The sequence below is a fragment of the Pectobacterium atrosepticum genome (assembly GCA_019056595.1).
Taxonomy (GTDB): Bacteria; Pseudomonadota; Gammaproteobacteria; order Enterobacterales; family Enterobacteriaceae; genus Pectobacterium; species Pectobacterium atrosepticum.
Map to the genome: position 1 here is coordinate 1,135,093 of CP036163.1, position 26,828 is coordinate 1,161,920.

The following is a 26,828-nucleotide window of genomic DNA, read 5'->3' on the forward strand; positions in this document are numbered from 1 at the left end:
AGGAAGCAAGAGCATGTTGTCCGCACAGCCACCGCCGCTTCTATGTGCTTTTCACTTTAATTTTTAAACTCCGTTGCTAAACCCCCGTCATCCCAAACGCTACTCTCTTCGTCGTCACTAAAACGGTTTTATAGCCATAGCACGATGCTGGCACTAGCGCGGAAACAGAAAGAACCGCGGTAAAAGTCGCATCGTAGCTATGCCACAGTCAACAGGAGCGTATGAACATGGCGAATTTATCTGAACAAGAAGACTGGATTGATGGGATTTATCAGCTTGAAACATCAGACCCGGTTGTCGCGGGCCCAGGGGGAATCTCCAACCGTCAGGCAGAGCAGTTAGCCAGCCGCACGGCTTACCTGAAAAAAATGCAGGAAACCACGGGCGAGAGTTTGCAAAAGCATATCGCAGCTAGCGACCCGCATTCGCAATATGCCCCCAAAAATAGCCCAGCGCTAACGGGAACACCAACCGCACCAACGACAGCCCAGACGGCAAACAATACGCAAATTGCCACCACGGCATTTGTGAAATCGGCTATTGCCGCACTGATCAATGGTTCTCCCGCGGCACTGGATACGCTGCAAGAGTTAGCGAATGCGCTAGGCAATGATCCGCACTTCAGCACAACTATATTGAATGCGATTGCTGATGTGAAAACTGACTCGACCAATAAGCTAAATGCCCATGCTTCCATTCTTGATGCGCATCCCCAGTATGCCCCTAAAGCCAGCCCTGCACTCACGGGAACACCCACAGCACCAACGGCTGCCTCAGGTTCTAACGACATGCAACTGGCTACAACAGCCTTTGTGAAAACCGCCGTGGCAGCATTGGTAAATGGCTCGCCTGCTGCACTCGATACGTTGCAAGAGTTGGCGAACGCTTTGGGGAATGATCCGAACTTCAGCACAACGGTGTTGAATGCACTGGCAGGGAAGCTGGCAAAAAATCAGAACGGCGCGGATATTCCTGATAAATCGCAGTTTCGACAAAACATCGGGCTTAATGCATTGTTTGGGGCGTCGCTAAACACTGGAATTATTAATGATTGCAATCTCATTGATGCAGGTGAAACAGCATTGTGTTCTGCTAATGCTGAAAACGGTCCAGGTTTTTATGCAATCGTGTTCAGCGCATACGGACATACTAATCAGTACATTATTCAAATTGCTTGCGCGTATGGCGGTAGCCAGTTTGCATACAGAGCGCGAAATGGAGATGTGAATCAGTGGACAGCATGGTCGCGCTCATGGAATTCATCAAATCTAAATCCCATGACCACAGATACAGCACAAACAATAACCGCGGCAAAAACATTTAAACAAAATTGGGAGTCGTTAGCTGTAATAAACGAAGGGTTAGGTGAACCAGGGTATTTGATTGGTAAGGATTTCGACGGTTCGGCGCGATGGACATTTGGCTATCAAGATATTGCAACGGATCGGCTGACAATCAGAAATAATAAAAAAAACAGCGCGATTGATCTGGATGAAAACGGCTCCGTTCGTGTTTTTACGCCAGATAATCAACCGTTCACAATAAATGGCATGGTGGCATATCATCGCGGAAACCTAACCTCGGCGACCATTGGCGCACTGCCAACCTCTGAACTAGCGGGTATCCCACTGCCGTTCCCCGGCGCTGTCGCACCCGCTGGCTATCTGAAATGCAACGGCCAGCAGTTCGATACAGCACAATTCCCTGTTTTAGCGTCCCGTTACCCTAGCGGTTTCCTGCCTGATTTGCGCGGCGAGTTCGTGCGCGGCTGGGATGACGGGCGTGGGATTGATACTGTGCGTGCATTGATGTCGGCGCAGGGTGATGCGATCAGGAATATTGTTGGTTCATTATTTTATGGTTATGACGCAGATGTACCTGTACTGAACACAAACTCGTCGTCAGGCGCGTTGTATTACGAAATGAGCACTGCATTACGTGATACAGAAAGTTTGCTTTCATTAGTCACGGATTCAGTAGCGAACAACTGGTATCCGGCAAAATTAGACGCATCACGCGTCGTCCCAACAGCAACCGAAAACCGTCCACGCAATATCGCCTTTAACTACATCGTGAGAGCAGCATAATGAGCAACTATTCAACACAAATTAAAAACGCAGAACTGAACGAACGCGGCTTGGCAATCAACACAGGCTGGATTACGGTTTATCACGTCAATCCCGCAACGCGGGAATATCAGAGCGCCAGCTATGAGTATGTTATGCAAGGTGTCGGTCTTCCTGCCGATAGCTATGCCGACGAGCCTGACCTGCCGCCAGTTGGACAAGCCCTGCGCCGTTCCGCTGATGGCAAATCGTGGGAACAGGTACCAGATTACCGCGGCCAGGCAGTTTACAGCACAGAAACACGCCAGCCGCAGACAGTTATGCAATTCGGCGTTCTGCCTGAAAACATGACGTTTCTGGCTCCGGTAACCGAGTTTGATGAGTGGGATGGAACGACGTGGGTGACAAACCAGAAGGCACAACAACTCGCCGCGACCAAAAGCCTACAGCAGGAACTGGCGGCACGGCGCGCGACGGCAAATACCCGAATTACCGAGCTGAGCTACGCGGTGGATTTAGCCATTGCCACGAATGAAGAGCAACAGCCATTCATTATAAAATAAAATGTGCCGTATTTAACGTACGGCCATTTCAGTCTCAATAGACAAGATGCTCTGATAGTTCCCCATTATTATTTATCAAAAAATGTAAAATTAAATAAAAAATGAAACTGTTATATTTATCAATTACAAATCTGTACTAATTAAATTAACACTTCACTTTAACACCAACCAAAATAAAGAATAAAAAACCAATAAGTTAAAAAAATAAGAATTAAGATCCTAAAATTTAAATAAATAAAAACATAAAACCAAAATGACAGCATTAAAGATAAAAACGCCAAATCAACAAACTGTACTATTTATCCTCTCGTTTTTGCACGGTATAATCCCCGCACGTTTCATTCACTATTCATTCTTATCTCACTTCAATCAGTGAAGTTAATTTCCGACGGATGAAAATACCGTCGACGTTAATTTATTCGCATTTATTCATCACTATTTATTCCGGCAAGTATCGGAATAACAGCATTTTCCTGCCTGAAGCTAAATAGCTGATCCTAATATCGCTACACTTTTGCCTGACCGTGCTTCCTGCCAGGAAATGGGCTTACCGTTTTCATAAAATAGCGTACTTTGTTCAGTAATTGCCACATCGAACGACAGCTATGATTTCTAGTTATTGTGTCGTGTAATGCCTGCCATAACCGTTCTACGTGGTTCACCCACGGTGAGTAAATTGGTTGATAAATAACAATAAATTTTGGGTTATTCTTCAGCCAACGAAGCGTTTCACGACTTTTATGGATGATGTAGTTATCAACGATCAGCGTGATCGTTTTTGCTCGCCGGTACGTGCTTTTTAGATGTTTTAACAAGCTGATAAATAACCCCGAGTTTTTACTGCTGCTGCCGACGTAACTGACTTTTCCTGTGCCGCTGTGCAACGCGCCAGCCAGATAATATTTTTCGTTTTTACTCGCTTTTGTTGACCACGTAGCTGCCAGTCACCACCTATTTTGGGGTTGAGATGGATATCGACCTCATCCTCGACGCTACACTCGATTAGCGCCTCTGCGATAGCGGCCATTTTCTCTTATTTATACGCGTCGCGAATGCGCAGCGTCGGCACCCGGTTATCTCGTTGATTTTTATTGCTAACAGTTCAGTACTCCAGCGAGAACGCTGATAACCAAAATCTTCCGGCGAATGCTTAATCAGTTGACGCAACAGCACACAAATGCGCTCAAACGGCCAGCGTCGGCCACGACCTGAGGGTAATGATTTCAGGCCTTCCAGCCCGTAAAGTGTGAACCAATTAATCCAGCGCCCCAGCGATGAACGTGCGCAGCAAAGCGTTTTGGCAACGTCACTTATCTTGTCCCACGATGAAGCATCAACATCGCGGTGAGTCTGCGGGCATAGTTTTTATCACATGTTTTATGGATGGTTTTTTGCATCAGACACCTTTCGGCGTCGGGTATCGGTGCTATGATCGGCATGACTCAGTCCGGTTGGTGATTTGGGATATTCAGCGATTGATCAGATCGCTTAAATCGGACTGAGTTCCCTTCTGGTGATCTACTATTTGGAACAGCTATTTAGGAGCGTAACATGTTTGATGTCGTTGACCTGTCGCGGCTGCAATTTGCCCTGACTGCCATGTACCACTTTCTTTTCGTCCCTCTGACGCTGGGATTGTCTTTCCTGCTGGCCATTATGAACACCACGTATGTGTTAACCGGCAAGCAAATCTACAAGGATATGACCAAATTCTGGGGCAAGCTGTTCGCCATCAATTTTGCACTGGGTGTGGCAACCGGACTGACGCTGGAATTTCAGTTCGGCACCAACTGGTCTTACTATTCTCACTACGTGGGCGACATTTTTGGTGCACCGCTGGCGATGGAAGGGCTGATGGCGTTCTTCCTGGAATCCACGCTGGTCGGCCTGTTCTTTTTCGGCTGGGATCGCCTGACCAAAGTCCAGCATATGATGGTGACCTGGTTCGTCGCACTAGGCTCCAACTTCTCCGCCTTGTGGATTTTGGTCGCCAACGGCTGGATGCAAAACCCGATTGCCGCCGAATTCAATTACGAAACCATGCGCATGGAAATGCTGAGCTTCGCCGAACTGGTGCTGAACCCCGTCGCACAGGTGAAATTCGTACACACCGTGGCAGCAGGCTACACCGCGGGTGCGATGTTCGTGTTGGGGATCAGTTCTTACTATCTGTTGAGAGGCCGCGATATCGCGTTTGCCAAGCGCTCGTTCGCCATTGCCGCCAGTTTCGGTCTGGCCTCAGTGCTGTCCGTCATCGTGTTAGGTGATGAATCCGGCTATGTGATGGGCGATGTGCAGAAAACCAAGCTGGCAGCGATTGAAGCCGAATGGGAAACGCAGCCCGCCCCCGCCTCTTTCACGCTGTTCTCCATTCCTAATCAGGAGACGATGCAAAACGATTACGCCATCCATGTTCCTTACCTGCTGGGATTAATTGCTACCCGTTCGCTCGACAAACCCGTCGTCGGCATTAAAGACCTGATGGCGCAACATCAGATACGCATTCGTAACGGTATGACGGCCTACGGTCTGTTGGAGGAGCTGCGCTCAGGCAACACCGATCCCACCGTTCGCGCACAATTTGAGGCTGCCAAGCGCGATCTTGGCTACGGCATGCTGCTTAAGCGCTATACCGATGACGTCGCCAACGCCAGTGAAAATCAGATTCAGCAGGCGACAAAAGACTCGATTCCTCGCGTCGCCCCGCTGTATATCGCATTTCGCCTGATGGTGGGCTGCGGCGTGCTGATGCTCGCTATTTTTGCCCTGTCGTTCTGGAGCGTCATACGCGGCCGCATGGGACAGCGTAAATGGCTGCACCGTGTGGCGCTGTACGGTATTCCCCTACCTTGGATCGCCATTGAATCCGGCTGGTTTATCGCTGAATACGGTCGTCAACCGTGGGCGGTCGCCGAGGTCCTGCCTACCGCCGTTGCCAACTCGTCTCTGGAAGCACACGATATTCTGCTGTCGATGGGGCTGATTTGCGGGCTGTATACGCTATTTCTGGTCGCAGAACTGTATCTGATGTTCAAGTTTTCCCGACTGGGGCCAAGCAGCCTGAAAACCGGCCGCTACCATTTTGAACAGCCGACAACACCGCCACTCGCCGCACCTGCAAAACCTTAACGGGAGCCACAATAATGCTGGATTATGAAACATTACGTCTGATTTGGTGGGGATTGATTGGCCTGCTGTTCATCGGCTTCGCCATCACCGACGGCTTTGATATGGGCGTGGGCATTCTGCTACGCCTACTGGGAAAGAGCGACACCGAACGGCGGGTGATGATTAACGTGATCGCCCCACACTGGGACGGCAATCAGGTCTGGCTGATCACCGCTGCTGGCGCGCTGTTTGCCGCCTGGCCGATGGTCTATGCTGCTGCCTTTTCCGGTTTCTATTTCGCTATGATTTTAGTCTTGGCCGCCCTGTTTTTCCGCCCGGTTGGCTTTGATTACCGCTCAAAACTGGAAAATCGCCGCTGGCGTAATATGTGGGACTGGGGAATTTTTATCGGCAGCTTCGTCCCCACGCTGGTGTTTGGTATAGCACTCGGGAACCTGTTGCAGGGCGTGCCATTGAGCGTAGATATGTATTTGCGCCTCACCTACCACGGCGGATTCTTTGGCCTGCTGAATCCGTTCGGGTTGCTGGCGGGGTTAGTGAGTGTCGCCATGATCGTTTCCCACGGCGCGATTTACCTGCAAATGCGCACCACCGATGCACTTCAGCGTCGCGCGCAAAAAACGGTCCTGACCGCCAGCGTACTGATGAGCATCACCTTCTTACTGGCTGGCCTCTGGGTACTAACCGGAATCGACGGCTATGTGATTACCTCCGCGCTGGATAAAGCAGCACCGTCCAACCCATTGAAAAAAGAAGTGGTCCAACAGGCTGGAGCCTGGTTAACCAACTTTACTGCGTATCCCGTGTTATGGACGATCCCAGCTCTGGGTGTAGTCCTGCCGTGGTTCACGAGTCTCTTCTCACGCGTGAACCGCTGCGGCTGGGGCTTTCTGACATCGTCACTGACGATTGTCTGCGTGATTCTGACCGCGGGGATTACGCTATTCCCCTTCGTGATTCCTTCCAGTTTTGATCCCAATGTTAGCCTGACCATCTGGGATGCCACCTCTAGCCAGCTTACGCTTCAGGTGATGACGATTTTGGCCTGCATTTTTGTCCCCACCATCCTGATCTATACCAGCTGGTGTTATTACAAAATGTTTGGCCGTATCGACGCACGTTACATCGAAGAAAATAAGCATTCTGTTTACTAACGATTTTTGAGGAGAAAGAAGATGTGGTATTTCGCCTGGATACTCGGCACGCTACTGGCCTGTGCATTCGCACTGGTCACCGCATTGGCCGTAGAGAATCATGAAGCGGGGAAAGACGCGTCCTAATAAAACGGCGCGCCGCCATCGCGGTGCTTCATCATGCCGTTCTGATGCAATCATCGCTGATACAATCGGGCAGACGAAATCCGCCGAGGGCGCTAGAATGCAAACGCGGCGCCCAAGCGGATACCTTTTTCAACCTGAAATCAGATGATAACATGACAACACCCAGACAGGACAAAACTCCGTGGTGGAGCCAGGGGAAAACCCCGGACTACCGTTTTTCATTAGCGAATGAACGCACCTTTCTGGCGTGGATCCGCACCGCGCTGGCGTTTCTCGCGGGTGCAGTGGGTATCGATCAATTTACCGTGCATATCGATCCGTTGCTGCGTCAAGGGCTGTCGTTGTTACTGGTCGTCAGTGCGGCGCTGCTGGGCGGCTTGGCCTATCGTCGCTGGGTCAGCAATGAAAAAGCCATGCGGCAGGAAAATGATATGCCGTACACGCCGATGCTGCTGATCGTGACGCTGTTTATCACCCTCATTGCCATTGCTCTCGCCGCCATGATTCTGTTCGGGTAGCGTATGGAGACGACCCGCGATCCGGGGTTACAGTCACAGCGAACCGGCATGGCGTGGTCCCGTACCCTGTTTGTGATGCTGATCAATAGCCTTCTGTGTTTTCGCCTCAGTATGGCAGACGATAGCCGCGCGGTGTTTGCCTGCGCCATGCTGCTCTTATGCGTTTCCGCTCTGATGTCGGTGCTGGCGATTGTGCGTTATCGTTTTAATGCCAGTTGTCAGTTGGTGTTATCGCGCATTAACCACGGACTGATCGTGCTGACATCTGCGTCAATTGTGATCACTGCGTTGGTATTGCTGCTACATTTCAGCGGTGTGTGGCAGAGGTAGGTTTTCTAGACGAAAGGCGGTGAAGCCCAAACGCGCTTCACCGATTAGGTGGACTATTCGATCGAACTTTCAGGGAACAGGAACGGGTTGATACTACTTCGAGAAAAACCTTCTTCCTCCATTTTCACATCCAGTACCAGCGACGCCAGATCGTCGGCGACGGCTTCCACACGGTGATCTTTTTCCTGATATAACAGCTTCACATACGTGCCGCAGTGACCACAGCTTTCCGCTTTAATCGCGGAGTTTTCGCTATCCAGAGACCAGTAATTGAGTTCACTGGACTCTTCACAGTTGCTGCATTTCACCCGCACCATGTGCCATTCGCTTTCGCACAGATTACAGTGCAGATAACGCAGCCCGCTAGATGTGCCTAACTGCACCACGCCAGAGACGGGAATACTGCCACACACGGGGCAGAACTGGCGATGCTCGCCAGGTACGGCGCGCGCTTTACCGGGCAACAGACCTGCCATCTGCGCCCAGAACAGCGACAGTGCCGCCCAGATGAACGGGGCTTTATCGTTGTTTTCGGCACGAAACTCGTGTTGCAGCAGCGCCGTTGCCTGTTCTTCCAGCTCCTGCTCTGACGCTTTTTCCAGATTTTCCAGCGTGGATAACACCTGTCCGCTGGCATCCGGTTTCAATTCTTCGATCAACGCACGCAGTAGCGTATGCCAGTGCGCATCACGCGGGAACACCGCAATATCGAGCGGCGGGCGTTCGCCGGACTGTTTCAGCACATCACTCAAATCAAGGTGCAGCGGATGATCGTGCAACACTTTCTGCTGAGCTTCCACCACACCTGCGGCGAAGGTGAGATAATCCCCCAGCGGGTGGTCTTCAGCTAACTGACGCAGACGCTCCGCGCGACTGCTGTACAGGCTCTTCAGATTAGCAAAAAGCAGCGGAGGGATATGCCCTTCCCGCGTTGATTGTTCATTCTGTTCTAACTGTTCCTGAGGAACAATGCGAATACTCATCAGGGGGATTTTTCCTGTTGTTTACGTTGTCTATCCGATAGATTTCGGGGTGCGGGAAGGCTGCCTGCGCGGTCCGAAAGATAGCGGGTATAGCTCACCTTTGATAGGGATTATACCCATCACGCCGATCGACTTCCTGATTTCTGGCAAGGTTATGACTATTTTTCGCCATCAATACCTTTCAGCCATCAATGCGCGGCCTTCCCACTTTCCGCCATAACGGGAACAGTAGCAGAAAAATGGCAAACCTCTCCACACCCATAAAGGAGTGATCAGGTCATACGAGAGGATAGCTGCGCTCGAATCAGCGAGGCTAATGCGATCACGCTTTGTTCGCAGCGATCGTCCCAGTCGTAGGACGCGTTGAAGCGGAAGTAGCGATCGTATTTGTCGCCAGTCGTGAACATTTTGCCCGGAGCAATGCTGACACCCCGTTCCAGCGCACGCCGGTAGAGTTCAGTGCTGCTGACGCCTTCAGGTAATTCCAGCCAGAGAAAATAGCCGCCTTGTGAATGATTAATACGAACTTCGCCCGGAAAGTGTCGCCGTAGAGACTGTAGCGCAGCGTGTTTTCGTTGCTCCAGCGCCCGTCGCAGGCGGCGCAGGTGGCTGTCATAGCTGCTGGTCGCCAGATAATCCGCAATCGCCAACTGCATCGGTGCGCTGGTTGATAATGTACTCATCAGTTGCAAACGCTGAATGCTTCCCGCATAGCTCCCTGCTGCCACCCAGCCGATGCGGAACCCGGCTACCAAGTTTTTAGAAAAGGAGGAACAGTGCAAAATCGTACCTTTTTTATCCAATGCCTTGGCTGGCAACGGACGTTGCAGACCGGTATAAAGCTCGCTGTAGACGTCATCCTCAACCAGGCCAACACCGTGGTTTTCCAGCATCGCCACCAGCCGCTGTTTCTTCTCCCAAGACAGCGTGCAGCCAAGCGGATTATGGAAATTAGTCATCAGCCAGCAGGCTTTGATCGGGTAGTCATGCAATGCCTGCTGTAGCGCGTCAAGATCTATGCCCTGCTGCGGATCGGTAGCAATCGCAATGGCTTTGAGTTTAAGACGTTCAATCGCCTGTAGCGCACCGTAAAAAGCGGGAGATTCGATCACCACGTAGTCACCCGGTTCCGTCAGCACCTGAAGGCTGAGATTGAGGGACTCCATCGCCCCTGCCGTAATAACAATCTCATCGGGCGAAACGGCAATGCCCTGCAACGCATAGCGCTGGGCGATATTCTTCCTCAGGCTTTCATTACCCGGCGGCAAATTATCCAGCGCGCTTTGCGGCTGCATATGACGCGCCACCGAGGCCAGCGAGCGCGTCAGTTGGCGCTGTGGAAAAAGCTGCGGATCGGGGAATGCCGATCCGAAGGGCATCACCGCCGGATCTTTGCTGGCCTGAAGTACATCAAAAATGAACGCATTGACGTCCACGTCTTCGGTAAGCTGGACGCGATCCTGCCCAACGGGCGAATACAGATTGTCTGCTGGCGTTGCGGCCAACTGAGGTGCCGCGTAGTAACCCGATTGTGGGCGCGACACAATCAACCCCTGACTTTCCAGCAGTTGATACGCATGCAGCACCGTCATCAGGCTCATGCCTGCATGCAGTGATTTTTCCCGCAGCGAGGGTAATTTATCGCCCGGCTGCCAGATACCTTCCTGAAGCTGTTCACGGATTTGGTGAGCGAGCTGTTCAAACTTTGCCATAGCGCTACGGTTTCGCTGGGTGAGCCTGTCATTATTTTGGATTCGATCATCACCGATAGATGACGAGCGAGCAGGATTTTTTATTGAGAACAACGCATTGAACGCACGCTATTTCGCCGCATAACGCTGTACAAAATCCAGCAAAATCTTACGCGCCCAGACAGGCTCTTGTTGAATATCCATCATCCGATCGACATCCCAACCGCCCTGTCTCAGCGCCGTTTCAGTATGACGCAGGCACGTCAGCATGATGTCCGCATTGAATTCTGGGTGGAACTGCACGGTCAGGACTTTCTCGCTGTAGCGGATAATCTGACAACCGTCCATCGCTGAACTCGCCAGCACCTGAGCACCTGCTGGCGCTTCCAGCACCGACTGTTGGTGGGTCAGGTAAGCGCCGAACTGCGATGGATAGTCACGCAGTAAGGGGTCTTGTGCTGCGGCGTCATGAGTTGTCACAACCTGAACGCCGACTTCCTTGCCGTTCGGGTTGTCGCCTACTTTGCCGCCCAGCGCATCGGCCAGCAGTTGATGCCCATAACACACGCCCAGCAGCGGCACATCTGCGTAATACGCCTCGCGCAGCCAGCCTGCGGTGTATTCGCTCCACTCCAGTCGATCCGTGACCATCGACCACGAGCCAGAGATAATCACCGCTGCCAGCGTATCAAACGGTGGCAGCGGTTCCCCAAGATCGGGACGAACCACCTGTACTGGCTGAGAGTTATCCTGTACCGCATCGCTAAACCATTTCCCCTGCTGCCCAACCTGAGAGGCAATACCTTCCGGCGGTTGGCCCAACTGAATCACCAGCAATACCTTTTCGCTCATCGTCCTGTTCTACCCGTATTTGAGAAACCATCAACCAGGAAAACTATCGGTCTGAAAAATCAAAAGAAATACGACATCCGTCGCTTACAATGAACGTAGCACTCTGTTTTTATGAAAACCAGTCTTTATGAAAACGAATCCCTGAGCAATCCAGACACCATACAAACTTCAGCATGGTGAAAACGACGGGATTATCTGGTCATTAGGAAAGTGGATAGTCGGAGGGCGAGAGCGCTGGCTATGCCGAAGGCTGTTGCCGATAGGCCAGCGAGAAGACGTCATAGAAATCAACATCACCTTTGGTACGCTGAATTTTCTCTATCCCTGCTTTCACAGCGGGCGGCACCTGCTCGTTGCGTAACAGCTTATCCAGCGTGTCCTGCGATACGTGGCGGATCGTAAACCACTCACCGTTGTAGCAAACACGTAAATCCAGCGTATCAATGTCTTCAAAGCGATAGGTCGGATTGATATCCATCGAGAGTGCCAGCGTCATCACCAGCAGGAAGACGGTAAAGCCGATCAAGTACGGCAAACCAAAATAAGAGGCATAAAAGAGGATAATCGCAACCGGCACATAGCTCGCCAGCATCGCGGCAAACAGATAAGGGTGTGACTGCATGAATTTTCGGCTAAAACGTATTTTATTGTCGCGTTTCTCTTCCCGATTAATACGTTCGATCTCTTCGGTCAGAAGGCGTTTTACTTCATCCATCGTCATCACCATCATGCATATAAAAACTGTCATGCTTTAACAAAAACACAACACGGCTGGCGTCGATTAGACCATAGCCACCTGAGAGATAACAGATACAGTTTTCGACAGATTGGCTATAACAGTTTATCTGTTGCCGGGATAACGATCCCAGCAACATTGATGACAGAATGGCGGGGATTACGGAATAGCGGGCATGGTGAGATCGGGATCGATCAGATTGTAGATGTGATTGCCAAACACGGGCTGTTGCAGCAGTTGATCAACCGCCAGCGCCACATCCGAGCGTGACACCAATCCCAACGTAGCAGCACCTTGCGTCAGTTTCGCATTGTGTGTCGCCACTACGTCCAGCAGACCGCCAGGGCGAACGATACAGTGATCCAACGTACTGCTTTGCAGCCAGCTTTCTGCCAGCGATTTCTCCCGTACCGCAAAGCCAAACGCAGCTCTAGCGCGTGGCGACAGCAGCGGCCAGCTATCACCGCAGCCCAGTGAGGTCACCAGCAGCATACGCTTGATGCCAGCCTGCTCTGCTCCGTCAATCACCGTTCGGTGACCCTGATAATTTACCGTGCCGCCACCCATCGTCGATACTACAATGGCAGAGGGACCCGCAACACGGCAGGCTTCCGCCACCGTTTCTGGGTCGCAGGCATCACCTTCTACCACTGTCACACCCTGTTCACGCCAGTGTTTGGCCTGTTCAGGATTGCGTAATACCAGTACTACTGCCTGCTCGCACTCGATGGCGCGCTGTAATAAGCACCCACCCACCCCATTACCTGCGCCGAAAAGTAACCACGTCATACCTGCTCCGGTTGTAATTCACTCGCCAGCGCGCGGAACGCATCGACCTGAGCGCTCAGCAACTGGCGGTGGCTGTCTCGTCCAAGGAAGATTTTAAACATCGCCGCACCATTGGCATTAAAGAACACCACGGACGCCGTGTCCATCCCCATGAACTTACGCTCAATAAACGCAATGTGCTGACAGCTCGTCGCACGGATGTGTCCACTCAGGCCATTTTTGCCACGCAAGTTAAAGTAACCGTGGCGGTGCGTACCGGTTGGCAGCTCGCTCTTGAATTCCAGAATCGCATCCGCCGTGTGGCTAATGAGCGTCACTTCACCCCAGGTCGCAATCGTGTCCCACACCTGATCGAAACGATCGCCCGTCGCCAGCGTGCACTGAGCCGTAGGCAACGCCTCAACGACGGCAAACAGCGACGTATTGTATTTTCCGGCAATATCTTCCAATGTGCCATCAGGGTTGGTTGCCAGTAATTCATTCAGTGTCATGGTCATGATTGCGTCTCCGGTTAGTGGGCATGCTCTTCGGCATTAAGCTGAGGGATAATTTGTTGTAATGCCTGCATCAGGTTATTCGCCCAGAAGCGGCCATCGTTGGTCAAACGCAGGCAGGTGGAATCGTCACAGGTTAAACCGGCCTGATGCCACTGGCTCAGCAATGGCTGAAGTTCACGGGCATGCTGGGTCAGTTGAGGCAGTTTGATGCGACCGACCTCAATACCCGCCTGAAGCTGATGCTGCCACGGCCCGGTTGAGCTGGCTGGCGTCATCATCATGATCGGTTTTTGCCCCTGATCGATCTGCTGATAATAGCGCTCCAGACTGCGTTCCATCATGTAAGCCTGTCCGTTTATATTGCCGCCCGCACCGCTCCCCATTGCCAGGCAATCCGCGCCTTGTTTAATCAACAGATTGTACAGATTGCGCTCACGCGTGGTGCGCGCCCAGTGGCTGTTACTAAGCTGGTGCCAGCCAGAGTCAGCCAGAAATGCCGCGCCAGTCCGGTAAAAGTCACGCCGAGCGACCACATCAGGCAACGCAACACGCTGGTTTTCGGCCGCTTTCGCCAGCGGCGTTGTCGGTAACAGATTAAGTGCATACAGATCGACGCCGTCTAACGGTAAATCGCTGACGATCGCCAGATCTTCGCGCCAGATTTCCGGCGTTTGTCCCGGCAAACCGAACATCAGATCGCATACCACAGCGGCCCTGTCCCGCCCGCACAGGCGTTCAAGGAAGCGGATTGACTGCTGTTTATCCGAGGTACGCGCCATACGCTGACGAATACGGGTATCAAACGTCTGAATCCCAATGGAGAAGCGGTTCGCTCCTGCATCCAAACAAGCATCAATACGCTCATCGTCAAAATCCATCGCCCGCCCTTCTACCGTGATTTCACAGTCCGGTGCTAAGGGCAGCGAAGTGCGAATCGCACGAATGATTTGCGACAGCTCATCAGCCGCCAGCGCCGTTGGCGTACCGCCGCCAAAGTAAACCGCATGAATGGGCGCAGACTGGTGTAGCGGGCTGTCCGCTTCCATTGCTAATTCCTGCAACAGATAGCGGGTATAGGTCGCCGTACTGTCATCGCGCAGTTTGTTTTGGTAAAAACCGCAGAACGTGCAGTGCGTGGCACAAAAAGGAATGTGCAGATAGAGCAGACGCTTACGCGCAGGCACACTCTGCTGCTTCAGCGTCTGCCAACCGGCTGGAATTTGTTCTGGTGAAAGTGGCACATGGTTGCGCCAAGGCATCGCCATACGTCGGGCGCTAAAAGGCTGCTCACCGGGCTCGGCATAATACGGCGTCAAATCGATGTTCATTAACGGCCCCCAAATAATCAATAAAATAAATTAAATGATAATTATTTTTATTTGGCAATGTGGCGACAGCATAAATGAACGTGCAAAATTTCAGTGGGGTAAAATAACGCAATGGATTAACAATTTTTTTTCTTTTATGCAAACTGAAAATCATACAAGAAAAAGTTATTACCATTTTATTTCATGCAGTTACGATGAGTATTTCTTTTCTTTTTTAACAATTCCGAAAAAAACACCGCGTTTATTAAAGTTCGTTAATTTGGGTGATAAACAGACAGGATAAGTGAATATTTTCGCCCAATGACGACATCGGCAAGAAGAGATAAAAAGGAGAGAGAAACTGAGAATATCCGTTCCCCGTCCTAAACAGTGGTTAGGACGGGGACGGTTTATGGCTTACTGAATACCCTGACTGCGCAGGTAATCTTCGTAGTTACCGGTGAAATCGTTCACTTTGTTTGGCGTCATTTCCAGAATACGGGTTGCCAACGAGCTAACAAACTCACGGTCATGAGACACGAACAGCAGCGTCCCTTCATACATTTCCAGCGCCATGTTCAGCGATTCAATGGATTCCATATCAAGGTGGTTGGTCGGTTCGTCCATTACCAGAATATTCGGACGCTGCATCATCAGCTTACCGAACAGCATACGACCCTTTTCACCACCGGATAAGACCTTCACTTTCTTCTTGATATCATCCTGACTGAACAGCAAACGACCGAGCACGCTACGCACCGCCTGTTCGTCATCTTTTTCCTGTTTCCACTGGCTCATCCAGTCAAACACCGTCAGCGTCTCATCGAATTCGTATTCGTGATCCTGTGCGTAGTAGCCAATTTGAGTATTTTCCGACCACTTAACGGTGCCACTATCTGGTGCGAAATCACCGACCAGCGTTTTCAGCAATGTCGATTTACCCACACCGTTGGCACCCAGAATGGCGACTTTTTCACCCACTTCGATCATGAGACCCAGCTTGCTGAACAGCGGGCCATTATCAAAACCTTTGGTCAACGCTTCAACTTCCAGCGCATTACGGAACAGTTTCTTATCCTGATCAAAACGGATAAACGGGTTTTGCCTGCTGGAGGCTTTCACTTCATCCAACTGAATTTTATCGATCTGGCGCGCGCGCGATGTCGCCTGTTTGGATTTAGAGGCATTGGCGCTAAAGCGGCTAACGAACGATTGCAGTTCGGAAATCTGCGCTTTCTTCTTGGCGTTATCGGACAGTAAACGCTCGCGAGCCTGCGTCGCGGCCGTCATGTATTCATCATAGTTGCCCGGATAAACACGCAGCTCGCCGTAGTCCAGATCCGCCATATGCGTACAGACCATATTCAGGAAGTGACGGTCATGCGAGATAATGATCATGGTGCTGTTACGCTCGTTCAGCACCTGCTCCAACCAACGGATAGTATCGATATCCAAGTTGTTGGTCGGTTCGTCGAGCAGCAGGATTTCAGGATCGGAAAACAGTGCCTGTGCCAACAAGACACGCAGTTTCCAACCGGGAGCAATTTCGCTCATCAAGCCATAGTGCTGATCAACAGGAATCCCCACACCCAGCAACAGTTCGCCCGCGCGTGATTCCGCGCTATAGCCATCCATCTCACCGTATTCCACTTCCAGATCGGCCACTTTATAGCCGTCGGCTTCGCTCATTTCAGCCAATGAGTAGATACGGTCGCGCTCTTCTTTTACCGCCCACAGCTCACCGTGGCCCATGATAACGGTATCCAGCACGCTGTATTTTTCAAACGCGAACTGATCCTGACGCAGTTTACCCAGACGTTCATTAGGATCGAGGAAGACGTTACCGCCGCTCGGCACCAGATCGCCGCCGAGAATCTTCATAAAGGTGGATTTGCCGCAGCCATTCGCGCCAATCAAACCGTAACGGTTTCCGCCGCCAAATTTAACGGAGATGTTTTCAAACAACGGCTTGCTGCCGAACTGCATGGTGATATTGTTACTTAATAGCAAAGGATTTACTCTTCTCTTATAGAAACGTGATTTTGGACACATTATGCCACAAGATAGCAATGGGATCGCCTACAGTTATGTGCGTTTTTCGAGCAAGAAACAGGCATCGGGTGATAGTCTCCGCAGACAAACGGAAATGGCTGAGGAATACGCCAGCAGACATATGCTGAGACTTTCCAGCAAGAATTTTCAAGATCTGGGGATAAGTGCTTTCCGTGAAGGTAAACGCCCTTCGTTAGCTGATATGCTCACCGCAATAGATGAAGGGCAGATTACTGCTGGCTCAACAATTATTATTGAAGCACTGGATCGGCTTTCACGACGTGGCATAGATGTAACACTGGAAACGGTGAAAGAAATCCTCAGCAAGGATGTGCAAATCGTTAGTTTGTCTGATGGATTGGTTTTGACTAAAAGCAGCCTAAATGAGTTGCAAAGCGTTATTCGAATCGCTTTAGCCGCCGACCTTGCTTACAAAGAATCAGAGCGTAAAGCGCAACGTCTGCGAGAAACCAAAGGACAGCAGCGACAAGATGCACTTAACGGCATACCTATCAATAAAATCCTCCCTTTTTGGCTAAAGCGCACTGAAACGGGATACGCGTTCAGCGACAAAGTGGAAACGGCTAGGCAGATAGTCACGCTCAAGCAAGAGGGTAAAGGTAGCAATATGATAGCTAAATTTCTCAATAAACAGGGCATAGCAGGGATTCGTACAGCACAATGGAATCATGCATCAATAACTAAAATGCTAAAGAACCCAGCGTTATATGGTGCCTATCAGACGGGGGAAACGAACAAAGAAAGAGAAATGATCCAACTAGAGATAGTAGAAGGATACTACCCTGCCCTGATCAGTAAAGATGAGTGGTTGTTACTTCAATCTGACCAAAGCAAATCCACGCGAGGACGCCGTAGCACTGATAATCCTTATAGTGGTCTATTACGCTGTGGATGCGGTGGTGCATTAATAAAAAGAAAGAGCACGGTAAGAGGGAAACTGTACGTTTATCATGGTTGCCTAAACGCCAAAGATGGTCGTTGTTCTCAAAATCTCTCGATCAAAGGATTAGATGACGCATTAGCAACTATGCTGGGTCGGCTAGAGTTCAAAAAGGCTGTTACGTCTGACAGATCAGCCTATCTTGAAAAAAAACAGCTTGAGAAGAGAATAGCTAATCTAAACATCACGTTACAGGAAGTTGATGAAGTCCCTTCGTCTGTCATTAAAACAATCAGTACAATGGAAGCACGCGTAAAAGAAATAACAGAGCAGCAAGCAAAAATTGAGCGAGAACAGCGTGGCATTGACGCCGTCAATAACGCAAAGCTATCAAGTATCACTGATAGTTTAGAGCTTAATCTTATGCTAAAACGGGTTTTAAAAAGCATCACGGTAACTCGCTCAGGATCTAGTTGGGCAGTGAGAATTTTTCATCTATCAGGCCATACACAGAGCTTCATGCTAGACAATGGAAAACTCAAATTTGTGAGCGATTCGATCGCGATGCAAAGATTATTGGCTGAATTTACTGAAGACAATCAAACCTCGTCTTATGAACCAATTTATGATTAAGCGAACTCTATCTAGAGTACATTTTCCGGTTCAAAAAAATCAAATAATAGTTAGTATCTTAACTCATACAAAGATCATTTTCGTAAACTTTTATTATCAGTAGACAATTTTTTTATTATATAAAACTTATTATCAAGAATGTTATCAATATATTTCTTCCTACCGACTATTTTTTTATTATCATTCGGTTTCTCGTTCTTTTTTGTGGGATATTTCAACCTCGCAATTAACTCACTTGCATCTTGTTTATCAGTATCTGACAAACTTAAAAAACCAATTTTTTCATAACCAAAATATGCACAACTTAAATAAGCCTTACCTATATCTTTTTTGTTTTTAATCTTGTAATTTAACAATATAGCAATCGCCTGTTCTCTTATCTTTCGGCGTAGGGTTCGCTCATATCTTCCGGTCAGAGTTCTAACCAATTGTTGATCTATTGTACTTCCTCCTTGTATGACATTTTGGGTTAATCTTAAATACACACACCGAATAATAGCTATTGGATCAAGGCCAAAATGAATACTACTCCTATGATCTTCAGCTATGACTAAAACATAATAATAGTAGTCATCTATCATGGAGAAATGTTCTTTTTCATTATTAATGAAATCGACACATTTAGTTAAATCACTAGCAATTTTTCTATTGAAGCATGAAAACATAGTGACAATAAAAAAAGGTATAGTAAGTATGATTAATAAAACTCTCATTTCTTTAATGAAACTTTTCATTTTGGAATACAGCAATTCCATTAGCATCTGCAGCTGTTGTAGTAAAAACTCCCGTAGTTTTATATTTGGCTTTATCCAAACTTACAACTAAGGATGATGGTCTCTGTACTCCATTTGGGTCACCATCTAAAGAAATGTGTATATTAGCTTTATTAAATCTCAAATAATATCTTTCTATTGTTAATATTACATTCCCTACATTTCTATCTTTACCTGTGTATTTTCTATGAAAACCTGTATTTTCTATATCATAAATCTTTTCTATTTTCCCAATTACCTTTGTTGCGGATTCATTAATTAATGTGAGCACAAAAAAAGAAGATAGCCCCTTGTAATCTTCTTTTTTAGAATTTTCCGTAGTTATTTTAAGATAAAAAACCCCAGAGAATGATGGTGGTTTTTTAAATACATCTTTAACAAAAAAAACAAAGAAAGTGCTAATAAAAAAAACTAAAAGTCCAGCTATAAAACTTCCTAAGTTAGTCGAAGAGGAAGCGAAGCAGTTGAGCGACTCAATCATATGGTATCTCCTATCACGATCCATAAATGATAAAATAGATATCCAAATCGATAAAGTATGGAATTCAGGTTAGAATAGAATAGAATAGAATAGAATAGAATAGATCATATTTTTATTAGCATGCCATATGCTATGCTTTATTTTAATATGCGATCAGAAAACTCAAAAAAAACAACTCATCAGCAACAATAGTACAACATAAAACCTACATGTAGAGAGATTTACTCAGACAGACTTAGCCATTACTTCCTGTCTGAGCTGGCATGCATAACTAATGATTTAACTGACTATTATGCAGCAAAAATATCTAATATATCATCGGAATCAAACTGATAGTCAGAACCATCATCAACGCATTGGATATTGACAGGTAACTGTTCAACGTCGAAAGAGACATGATATGTAGTGATGTGATGGACGTCCCTCCCTCTATGTAAGTTTTGCCATACTTATGCTGAGCGATTTTATTCACAGAGGTACTGCATCATGAACGAGATTAAAGTTATCGGTATCGATCTGGCAAAATCTGTCTTTCAAGTTTGCGTCTGGATGAACGATGGGAGTATTGCATCTAACCGTAAGGTTTCCCAGGCTAAATTGCTCGATACCATTCGTCAATTCCCTGCCGGTTCGATGATTGCAATGGAGGCTTGCGCGACTTCCCATTATTGGGGGCGGACTTTTCAGTCAATCGGCTTTCAGGTCAGACTCATACCCACGCAACATGTAAAAGCATTAACACATCATCAGAAAAATGATGCCAACGATGCACTTGCTATTTGTGAGACAGCTTTTCGCCCTGGTATTCATTTCGTGGCTATAAAAACAGTTGAACAGCAAGATATTAAGGCTATCAGAGCTGCCCGCCAGTTGATGGTAGAACAGCGCACTGCGCTGGCAAATCAGGCCCGGTCACTGGCAGCAGAGCAAGGTGTTGAGATCCCTGTCGGAATTCATATTTTACAGCAGAGACTGCCCGATATTATTGAAGATGCAGAACAGCTAATTTCCCCCGTGCTGCGCCAGTTACTTGCCTCATTGCTCGAAAGTATACATTCACTTAATGAACGCATTCTTTCTGTTGAGCGCAGTCTGACAGCTCTTTGTCAGCAACAACCTAAATATAAAGTACTGATGACAATACCAGGTATTGGTCCACTTATCGCTACCGCTTTTCTGAGTGAAGTAAACGCAGATCAGTTTACTAACGGACGACAATTATCTGCCTGGTGTGGTCTTGTTCTCAGACAACATAGTTCAGGGTGCAAAAACAGTCTTTCTTCGATGACCAAAAATGGCAATCGTGATCTACGGACATTGATCATTCATGGTGCGCGGTCTGTGATGCACTGGGCTCATAAACGCGATGATGCACTGGGTGTGTGGTTGAAACGGCTTACTGAACGAAGAGGTAAAATGAAAGCCACAGTTGCACTGGCTAATAAGATGACACGGATTGTCTGGCGATTATTGACAGAGCCTACAAGTTTTAACATTAACAGGGCGTTCGCTATGAACTAACCATTGCTTTATCCAAGGAATATTATTCCCCCTGAGTTTGCAAATACTGATGAGAAAATGGTAAACCGATCCTGTAATAGCCTGACGTGTGCCAAGGTAGTAGTGACATACCGGTGTAGTGATAAGGAAACAGGATGCGGATGACATCATGGCGCGGGTTGTTTGGCCCAGTAATGACGCCGAATATATGGCAGCAAACCATATCAATTTAGTACTTGCACAACACGGGACGTCCATATGTGGCCAAATTCAGTGTGCCACTACAGACAACAATTAGCAGGGTAACTAAATTGCAAGGCTAGGTTTAACTAAATGATTTTTTAGATACTCCATTAACTGTATTTTCTTATGCTTTGCCTTATACTTTTCTGTTTGTAATCATATCTAATATGATTGGCTGCATTGTTTTTGTATTCATTAGGTTGTAGTAACGAAGTAGTTAGTGTTCTAACAAAAGCAAAGTGATCTCTAAGGAGTATGATAAAACTCATTAATATTTTCTTTACAAAATATATTGTTATGTGGGATATTTACAGGTGAATTTTATTTTGGAATGATATATTGCTATTTCTGTAGGTAGTCAGCGCGTTATTCTTTAAAGAGTAAAGTTAATGAAGAAATCTAAAAATATTATTTTTTGTTCATTAGGTGCTCAGGGTAAAACCTTAGATTTTTTTATAAAATAGAGCAATCGAATGTATATGGCAATTTAGTTGAGAGTTCTGATTTATGGATATGAAATATAAAAATCTGATGTTCCCCAGTAGTTCTATCAGTGCTTTAATCGCATCGCAGGAGACTATTGCTGAGAAATATAAAAATCTGATGTCTCCCAGTAGTTCTATCAGTGCTTTAATCGCAACGCAGGATACTATTGCTGAGAAATATAAAAACCTGATGTCTCCCAGTAGTTCTATCAGTGCTTTAATCGCAACGCAGGATACTATTGCAGATAAATATAAAAACCTGATGTTTCCCAGTAGTTCTATCAGTGCTTTAAGCGCATCGCAGGATACTATTGCTGAGAAATATAAAAATCTGATGTTGCCCAGTAGTTCTATCAGTGCTTTAATCGCAACGCAGGATACTATTTCAGAGAAATATAAAAACCTGATGTTTCCCAGTAGTTCTATCAGTGCTTTAATCGCATCGCAGGATACTATTGCTGAGAAATATAAAAATCTGATGTCTCCCAGTAGTTCTATCAGTGCTTTAATCGCATCGCAGGAGACTATTGCAGAGAAATATAAAAACCTGATGTTTCCCAGTAGTTCTATCAGTGCTTTAATCGCAACGCAGGATACTATTGCAGAGAAATATAAAAACCTGATGTTTCCCAGTAGTTCTATCAGTGCTTTAATCGCAACGCAGGATACTATTGCTGAGAAATATAAAAATCTGATGTCTCCCAGTAGTTTGATCAATGCTTTAGTTCGTCCACGGACATCTGGAGAAGGTGAACTTAACTCAATAAAAGTATTGTACAACTCAGTCAATAGCTATTTAGATAACATCAGTGCCGAAGAGTTAAATTCTATTGTCAATGTGGCAAATATTTATACAAGCACCGCTGAAGGTGCTGCGTATATAGCACAAAGTACTCAGGATTTTAACGAAATCGAACCAGATGCAATTACTAAACTCCAAGAGTTTAAAGATAAAAGCTCGTATGTTAAAAAATTCAGAGAGTTGCCTATAGTAATACAATTGATAGTTTATTATTTCATAATGCATATTATTTTCCCTATTGCTGAAGATAAGATAAAAGCTGAAGCTCTTGAGCTTTTTAATAAGAGTGGAGATTTAATTATTCAATCTTTATCTATAAATTCCTATATAAAAGAACTTGTCTCCAATAAGAATGAAACTGTCAATTGGGAAGTATTGAAAGATTTCAGGGTCATCACCGCTGATAGCGTTAGATTACGCGATAAACCTTCAATGCAAGGCGAAGTTATAGAAACGATTAAAAAATACTCTGTTGTTGCAGTTTTAGATAAAAGCAATAAGAAATGGCTTTATGTTAAAATATCCTTAAATGGCGAACAAACTACTGGGTGGGTGAATAGAATTTATACAAAACCATTAAATAAATATTAATAATCGAAATGATATTTACTTGATTTAATAGTTTTAAAGTCTACCTAAAGACAGTCCGTTCGTTTAGTTTCAGCTTTAAAATGTGTTCTTCTGTGAGTCGTAATTGTTCTACCGGCACGACTTCTGAGAGATATGTGTATAGATAGCTTTTTGCTCTTAGCTAGCTGTTGGGGGTAAAGGCAGAGCTTAATCAGAGTAAGCCCTAGGCTGTGTCCCGTAACTATTTTTTGTACAATCAATGACATGATTTCACCACAAAAAGTTCTTTAATTTGGCTCGTTACGATTTCCCCGATGAAGCATGGGCGCTGATTTCTCCCATGCTGCCACCTGAAAGAGGTTCTTCCAGAGGCGGGCGTCCTTACTTTGCTCACAGGCATGTCATGAATGGTATATTTTGGGTTCTTTGCTCTGGCGCGCCGTGGCGGGATTTACCTGAGCGTTATGGTCAATGGAAAACTATTTACAACCGCTTTAACCGGTGGTCTAAAGCCGGAGTAATGAACAGTATTTTCAATAAATTACTCCAGATCTTGGATGAAAAAGCGCTGATTGACTGGGATGTTATCGCGCTGGATGGCAGTAACGTTCGCGCCCTGAAAGCGGCGGCCGGTGCGAAAAAAAACATCCCGATGAACGCGAGGACCATGGGCTGGGTCGCTCTCGCGGCGGCTTTGGCACCAAAATCCATCTGGCGACAGATGGCACAGGGTTACCGCTGAGTTTTTGTCTGAGCGGCGGACAAGCCCACGAAAGCCGGTATGCGGAAACGTTGCTTAATCGGGTCGGGATTATCCGAAGAAGTGGGCATCTGAAATCGCGTGCGAAAGCGGTACTGGCGGATAAGGGTTACTCAAGTAATAGCCTCCGCATTCATTTGAAAATAAAGGGAATAAAAGTGGTGATTCCGTTTAAATCGAATGAGAAAGCTAGTCAGGACAGACGTCGGCCCCTCGACAGATGCCTGTACAAAAAATGCAATGTCGTGGAGCGTTGCTTTGCGATACTCAAAGAAAATCGTCGTATCGCTACACGTTCGGAAAAAACAGCCAGAAACTACCTGAGTATGCTAAAGCTGGGGGCGATCAGGTTATTTTTAAAGCGGTTGTTAAGTTAAGGGACACAGCCTAGCGTTACTGAATAGCAACGACATTGTCAGCAGACTACAGCCCAACATACGCTTCACAGTCATTAGAAAAACCTTATCATTATCATAAAATCAAATAGTTAAGTCCATTTAGCAAAAAGAGTGGGTAAGACAAACTGCTTTTTACAACCAGACGAAGTATAGCATCCCCACACCTTTAAATCTATTAAATCTATCAATATCAATTTATCGATCGTTTTTACAGATCGATAAATTGATTAAAATCTCTTCACATTTTGCCTTATCAGGGCCATGTAGCTTAATCCATTGTTTAAATTGATATATTTCTCAAATTAGCCCTTCACATCAATTAATTCATGGCGGCTGTGAGGGATACAGTGCACATGCAGGAAAAAATCACAACCAACTAAAGCCAGACGGTGCAATTCGTCTATGCGATGACAATGGGGAGCGGGTATGAAGGTATGGCAGAAAAATATTATTACCACATATGAAACTGCATGGTGATATTGTTGGTACTTAACACAGCACTTATACTCGAGTCGGAATGTGATTTGGCGCGCATTATGCCACAAGCGCGCGATAGGATCGCGGTTAGTTTTGAGTGATATTTAAACGATGCCGCATACAGGAGAGAAATGCGATGCCTATAGTACGTCGTTTCAAACAGGTCGACGTTTTCACCCAGCAGCCTTTCAAAGGCAATCCGCTTGCCGTCATTATGGAGGCGAATGGATTAACCGATGAGCAAATGCAAGACATCGCCCGCTGGACAAACCTGTCGGAAACCACGTTTGTTCTGCCAGCCACCAATCCTTTAGCGGATTATCATGTCCGCATTTTTACGCCAGAATCAGAGATTCCGTTTGCCGGGCATCCCACACTAGGCACCGCACACGCTTTACTGGAAGAAGGATTACGTCCTAAATCCTCGGGGCAGTTGATACAACAGTGCGGTATTGGTTTGGTTCCAATCAACATCGGTGATGATGAGAGCCTCGCTTTTCACGCGCCGCAGGCCACCATCGTTCCGTTTGGCGATGAGCACATGCCGCTGCTGGAAAAAACGCTGGGCATTACCAACCTTGGTGCTAACCGTATCGATAAACGCTATCCGCCTGCCGCCGTACACATGGGAATTCGCTGGCTCGTGGTTCGTGTAGACAGTGCCGACACCTGTCTGAACATCACACCGGATGCAGAAGCACTCGCCGCCGTGGAAAATCTCAGCCAGACCAACGGTATCGCCATCTATGGACCACACGAGGGTGCAACGCCCGCTGATTATGAAGTTCGCACGTTCTATATTGAACGCGGCCATCTTAAAGAAGATCCCGTGACTGGCAGCGCCAATGCCTGTCTGGCAGCGCTGCTTCGTCAGCATCACTCCATGAATAACATCGACGCACCGCTCAGTTATCTTGTGCGACAAGGCACGATGCTGCAACGTGACGGCCGAATTACCGTGACTTATCTGAACGATGAACCTTGGATCGGCGGGCATAGTGTCACGATCGTTGATGGAACGTTGCAGCGTTAAAGGGAGGATCTTTATGGAACAGTTATCTACAGATACGTTATTTGCAGACAACTTATTTGGAGACAAGCTGTATGAGCTACGCCATCAGCCCCATCTGCGCCTAGCGATACAGGAAGAGAGCGACGCTGAGGCGCTCTTTACCTTGATTCAGCAGGAAAAACCACGTCTACGGCGAACGTTGCCTTGGCCAGATTCCGTCAAAAGCGTCGATGACACGCGGGAAACCATTCGCGGCAACAGAAAGGAATTCTTCGACAAAACGGCCGCCGTATACGTCATCCGCTGGGACGATGCGCTGGCAGGCATCGTTTCCTTCAACACGATCCAGAATAAAGAAGGCGTCATCGGCTACTGGCTCGCCGAAGAATTTGAAGGTAAAGGCATCATTTCTCAGGCCGTCAGTACGCTGATAGCAGCCTATATCGATGCGAACCTCGTTGAGCGCTGCGTCATCAAAGCCTCAACCGCCAACACGCGTAGTAACGCCGTCGCCCAACGCCGTCGCCCAACGGCTCGGCTTCCTTTTTCATCACACAGAGAAAGATGCGGAGCAGATTGACGAGCAGTGGTTCGATCACAATATTTACCACTATTCCGCCTGACACGGACTCGTAGTGTATCCCCTCACCTGATTCGCGGCGCTATCGGGCGCGCATCAGGTTCTCTTCACTCCTCCGTGTATTTCATTGACTCACTCGTTATATTTTTGTGACTAACATCACAAAAATGTTGAAATCCAATTTCATCTCCGCTAACATTAAAAACGTGATGAACATCACACTTAATTAACCCGTTAGAGGAGTCTGATAATGACTATGCTTCGTAAAATCAGCAAATTCTTTAAAAGAATGGGAGACGTTTATGTCAGCTACTGTGAACGTATTGGTTCAATCATCAGCCCGTTCTGATTGTGATATAAACAATCTCTAAAGCCGCCTCCTACAGGCGGCTTTTGTTTTTCTCCTGTTCCCACATTCCA

General features: G+C 47.4%; 22 protein-coding genes and 2 pseudogenes. 13 read left to right on the top strand and 11 right to left on the bottom strand.

Annotated features, from left to right (window positions below; translation table 11 throughout):
* Positions 1–227: 227 nt before the first annotated feature.
* Together DCX48_05770 and DCX48_05775 are read left to right on the top strand one after the other, a co-directional pair.
* Positions 228–2,087 carry a phage tail protein gene (locus tag DCX48_05770; protein QXE14056.1) on the top strand — a complete coding sequence of 620 codons (1,860 nt, stop codon included), beginning with the start codon at positions 228–230 and terminating at the stop codon, positions 2,085–2,087.
* Positions 2,087–2,629: a tail fiber assembly protein gene (locus tag DCX48_05775; GenBank protein ID QXE14057.1), complete on the top strand. Its 543-nt coding sequence runs from the start codon at positions 2,087–2,089 to the stop codon at positions 2,627–2,629. Before DCX48_05770 ends, DCX48_05775 begins: the two co-directional genes overlap by 1 nt.
* A 506-nt stretch (positions 2,630–3,135) precedes the next feature.
* On the opposite strand, the pseudogene DCX48_05780 reads toward DCX48_05775, so the two are convergent.
* Positions 3,136–4,068 (bottom strand): annotated as a pseudogene (locus DCX48_05780) (IS630 family transposase).
* 112 nt (positions 4,069–4,180) lie between these two features.
* On the opposite strand from DCX48_05780, the gene cydA reads away from it, so the two are divergent.
* The 5 genes from cydA to DCX48_05805 all read left to right on the top strand — a co-directional run bounded on the left by cydA (position 4,181) and on the right by DCX48_05805 (position 7,886).
* Positions 4,181–5,758: a cytochrome bd-I ubiquinol oxidase subunit CydA gene (gene cydA / locus DCX48_05785; protein QXE14058.1), complete on the top strand. Its 1,578-nt coding sequence runs from the start codon at positions 4,181–4,183 to the stop codon at positions 5,756–5,758.
* Between the two features lie 14 nt (positions 5,759–5,772).
* The gene (gene cydB, locus DCX48_05790) at positions 5,773–6,912 is read left to right on the top strand and encodes a cytochrome d ubiquinol oxidase subunit II (protein ID QXE14059.1); all 1,140 of its coding nucleotides are present in this window, start codon (positions 5,773–5,775) and stop codon (positions 6,910–6,912) included.
* 21 nt (positions 6,913–6,933) lie between these two features.
* A complete protein-coding gene (gene cydX, locus DCX48_05795; protein QXE14060.1) occupies positions 6,934–7,038 on the top strand; it encodes a cytochrome bd-I oxidase subunit CydX in 105 nt (34 codons plus the stop codon).
* Between the two features lie 152 nt (positions 7,039–7,190).
* A complete protein-coding gene (locus DCX48_05800) occupies positions 7,191–7,556 on the top strand; it encodes a DUF202 domain-containing protein (protein ID QXE14061.1) in 366 nt (121 codons plus the stop codon).
* A gap of 3 nt (positions 7,557–7,559) precedes the next feature.
* Complete coding sequence (locus tag DCX48_05805) at positions 7,560–7,886, top strand: DUF202 domain-containing protein (GenBank protein ID QXE14062.1); 327 nt, start codon at positions 7,560–7,562, stop codon at positions 7,884–7,886.
* Positions 7,887–7,939: 53 nt separating this feature from the next.
* Here the strand turns inward: DCX48_05805 and fdhE are convergent, their stop codons facing one another.
* The 8 genes from fdhE to DCX48_05845 all read right to left on the bottom strand — a co-directional run bounded on the left by fdhE (position 7,940) and on the right by DCX48_05845 (position 16,751).
* On the bottom strand, positions 7,940–8,869 hold the full coding sequence (gene fdhE, locus DCX48_05810) for a formate dehydrogenase accessory protein FdhE (GenBank protein QXE14063.1): 930 nt from the start codon (positions 8,867–8,869) through the stop codon (positions 7,940–7,942).
* Positions 8,870–9,141: 272 nt separating this feature from the next.
* Complete coding sequence (locus DCX48_05815) at positions 9,142–10,581, bottom strand: PLP-dependent aminotransferase family protein (GenBank protein ID QXE14064.1); 1,440 nt, start codon at positions 10,579–10,581, stop codon at positions 9,142–9,144.
* A gap of 108 nt (positions 10,582–10,689) precedes the next feature.
* Complete coding sequence (locus DCX48_05820; GenBank protein QXE14065.1) at positions 10,690–11,412, bottom strand: glutamine amidotransferase; 723 nt, start codon at positions 11,410–11,412, stop codon at positions 10,690–10,692.
* Between the two features lie 238 nt (positions 11,413–11,650).
* Entirely contained in the window at positions 11,651–12,142 is a 492-nt protein-coding gene (locus tag DCX48_05825; GenBank protein ID QXE17162.1) for a hypothetical protein, read from the bottom strand.
* A 165-nt stretch (positions 12,143–12,307) separates the two neighbouring features.
* Complete coding sequence (locus tag DCX48_05830; GenBank protein ID QXE14066.1) at positions 12,308–12,937, bottom strand: hypothetical protein; 630 nt, start codon at positions 12,935–12,937, stop codon at positions 12,308–12,310.
* The gene (gene hutX, locus DCX48_05835) at positions 12,934–13,434 is read right to left on the bottom strand and encodes a heme utilization cystosolic carrier protein HutX (GenBank protein QXE14067.1); all 501 of its coding nucleotides are present in this window, start codon (positions 13,432–13,434) and stop codon (positions 12,934–12,936) included. The genes DCX48_05830 and hutX overlap by 4 nt, the downstream gene beginning before the upstream one ends.
* A gap of 14 nt (positions 13,435–13,448) precedes the next feature.
* Complete coding sequence (locus DCX48_05840; GenBank protein QXE14068.1) at positions 13,449–14,762, bottom strand: heme anaerobic degradation radical SAM methyltransferase ChuW/HutW; 1,314 nt, start codon at positions 14,760–14,762, stop codon at positions 13,449–13,451.
* Positions 14,763–15,158: 396 nt separating this feature from the next.
* Positions 15,159–16,751 carry an ABC-F family ATPase gene (locus DCX48_05845; GenBank protein ID QXE14069.1) on the bottom strand — a complete coding sequence of 531 codons (1,593 nt, stop codon included), beginning with the start codon at positions 16,749–16,751 and terminating at the stop codon, positions 15,159–15,161.
* 43 nt (positions 16,752–16,794) lie between these two features.
* On the opposite strand from DCX48_05845, the gene DCX48_05850 reads away from it, so the two are divergent.
* The gene (locus DCX48_05850; GenBank protein QXE14070.1) at positions 16,795–18,327 is read left to right on the top strand and encodes a recombinase family protein; all 1,533 of its coding nucleotides are present in this window, start codon (positions 16,795–16,797) and stop codon (positions 18,325–18,327) included.
* A gap of 74 nt (positions 18,328–18,401) precedes the next feature.
* Here the strand turns inward: DCX48_05850 and DCX48_05855 are convergent, their stop codons facing one another.
* A complete protein-coding gene (locus DCX48_05855) occupies positions 18,402–19,088 on the bottom strand; it encodes a hypothetical protein (protein QXE14071.1) in 687 nt (228 codons plus the stop codon).
* The gene (locus DCX48_05860; GenBank protein QXE14072.1) at positions 19,045–19,581 is read right to left on the bottom strand and encodes a hypothetical protein; all 537 of its coding nucleotides are present in this window, start codon (positions 19,579–19,581) and stop codon (positions 19,045–19,047) included. The genes DCX48_05855 and DCX48_05860 overlap by 44 nt, the downstream gene beginning before the upstream one ends.
* A gap of 486 nt (positions 19,582–20,067) precedes the next feature.
* On the opposite strand from DCX48_05860, the gene DCX48_05865 reads away from it, so the two are divergent.
* The 5 genes and pseudogenes from DCX48_05865 (at position 20,068) to DCX48_05885 (ending at position 26,451) form a co-directional block, all read left to right on the top strand.
* Positions 20,068–21,102, top strand: a complete 1,035-nt coding sequence (locus DCX48_05865; GenBank protein QXE14073.1) for an IS110 family transposase — start codon at positions 20,068–20,070, stop codon at positions 21,100–21,102.
* 729 nt (positions 21,103–21,831) lie between these two features.
* Positions 21,832–23,202 (top strand): hypothetical protein, encoded by a 1,371-nt coding sequence (locus DCX48_05870; protein ID QXE14074.1) that lies wholly within the window; start codon positions 21,832–21,834, stop codon positions 23,200–23,202.
* 271 nt (positions 23,203–23,473) lie between these two features.
* Positions 23,474–24,318 (top strand): IS5 family transposase gene (locus DCX48_05875; protein ID QXE14075.1). Its coding sequence is split into 2 segments (ribosomal slippage): positions 23,474–23,819 and positions 23,819–24,318, totalling 846 coding nucleotides; the frame shifts between segments, so codons are not numbered across the junction.
* A 634-nt stretch (positions 24,319–24,952) separates the two neighbouring features.
* Complete coding sequence (locus tag DCX48_05880) at positions 24,953–25,849, top strand: PhzF family phenazine biosynthesis protein (protein ID QXE14076.1); 897 nt, start codon at positions 24,953–24,955, stop codon at positions 25,847–25,849.
* 13 nt (positions 25,850–25,862) lie between these two features.
* A pseudogene (locus DCX48_05885) lies at positions 25,863–26,451 on the top strand (GNAT family N-acetyltransferase).
* The last annotated feature ends 377 nt before the right edge of the window (positions 26,452–26,828 follow it).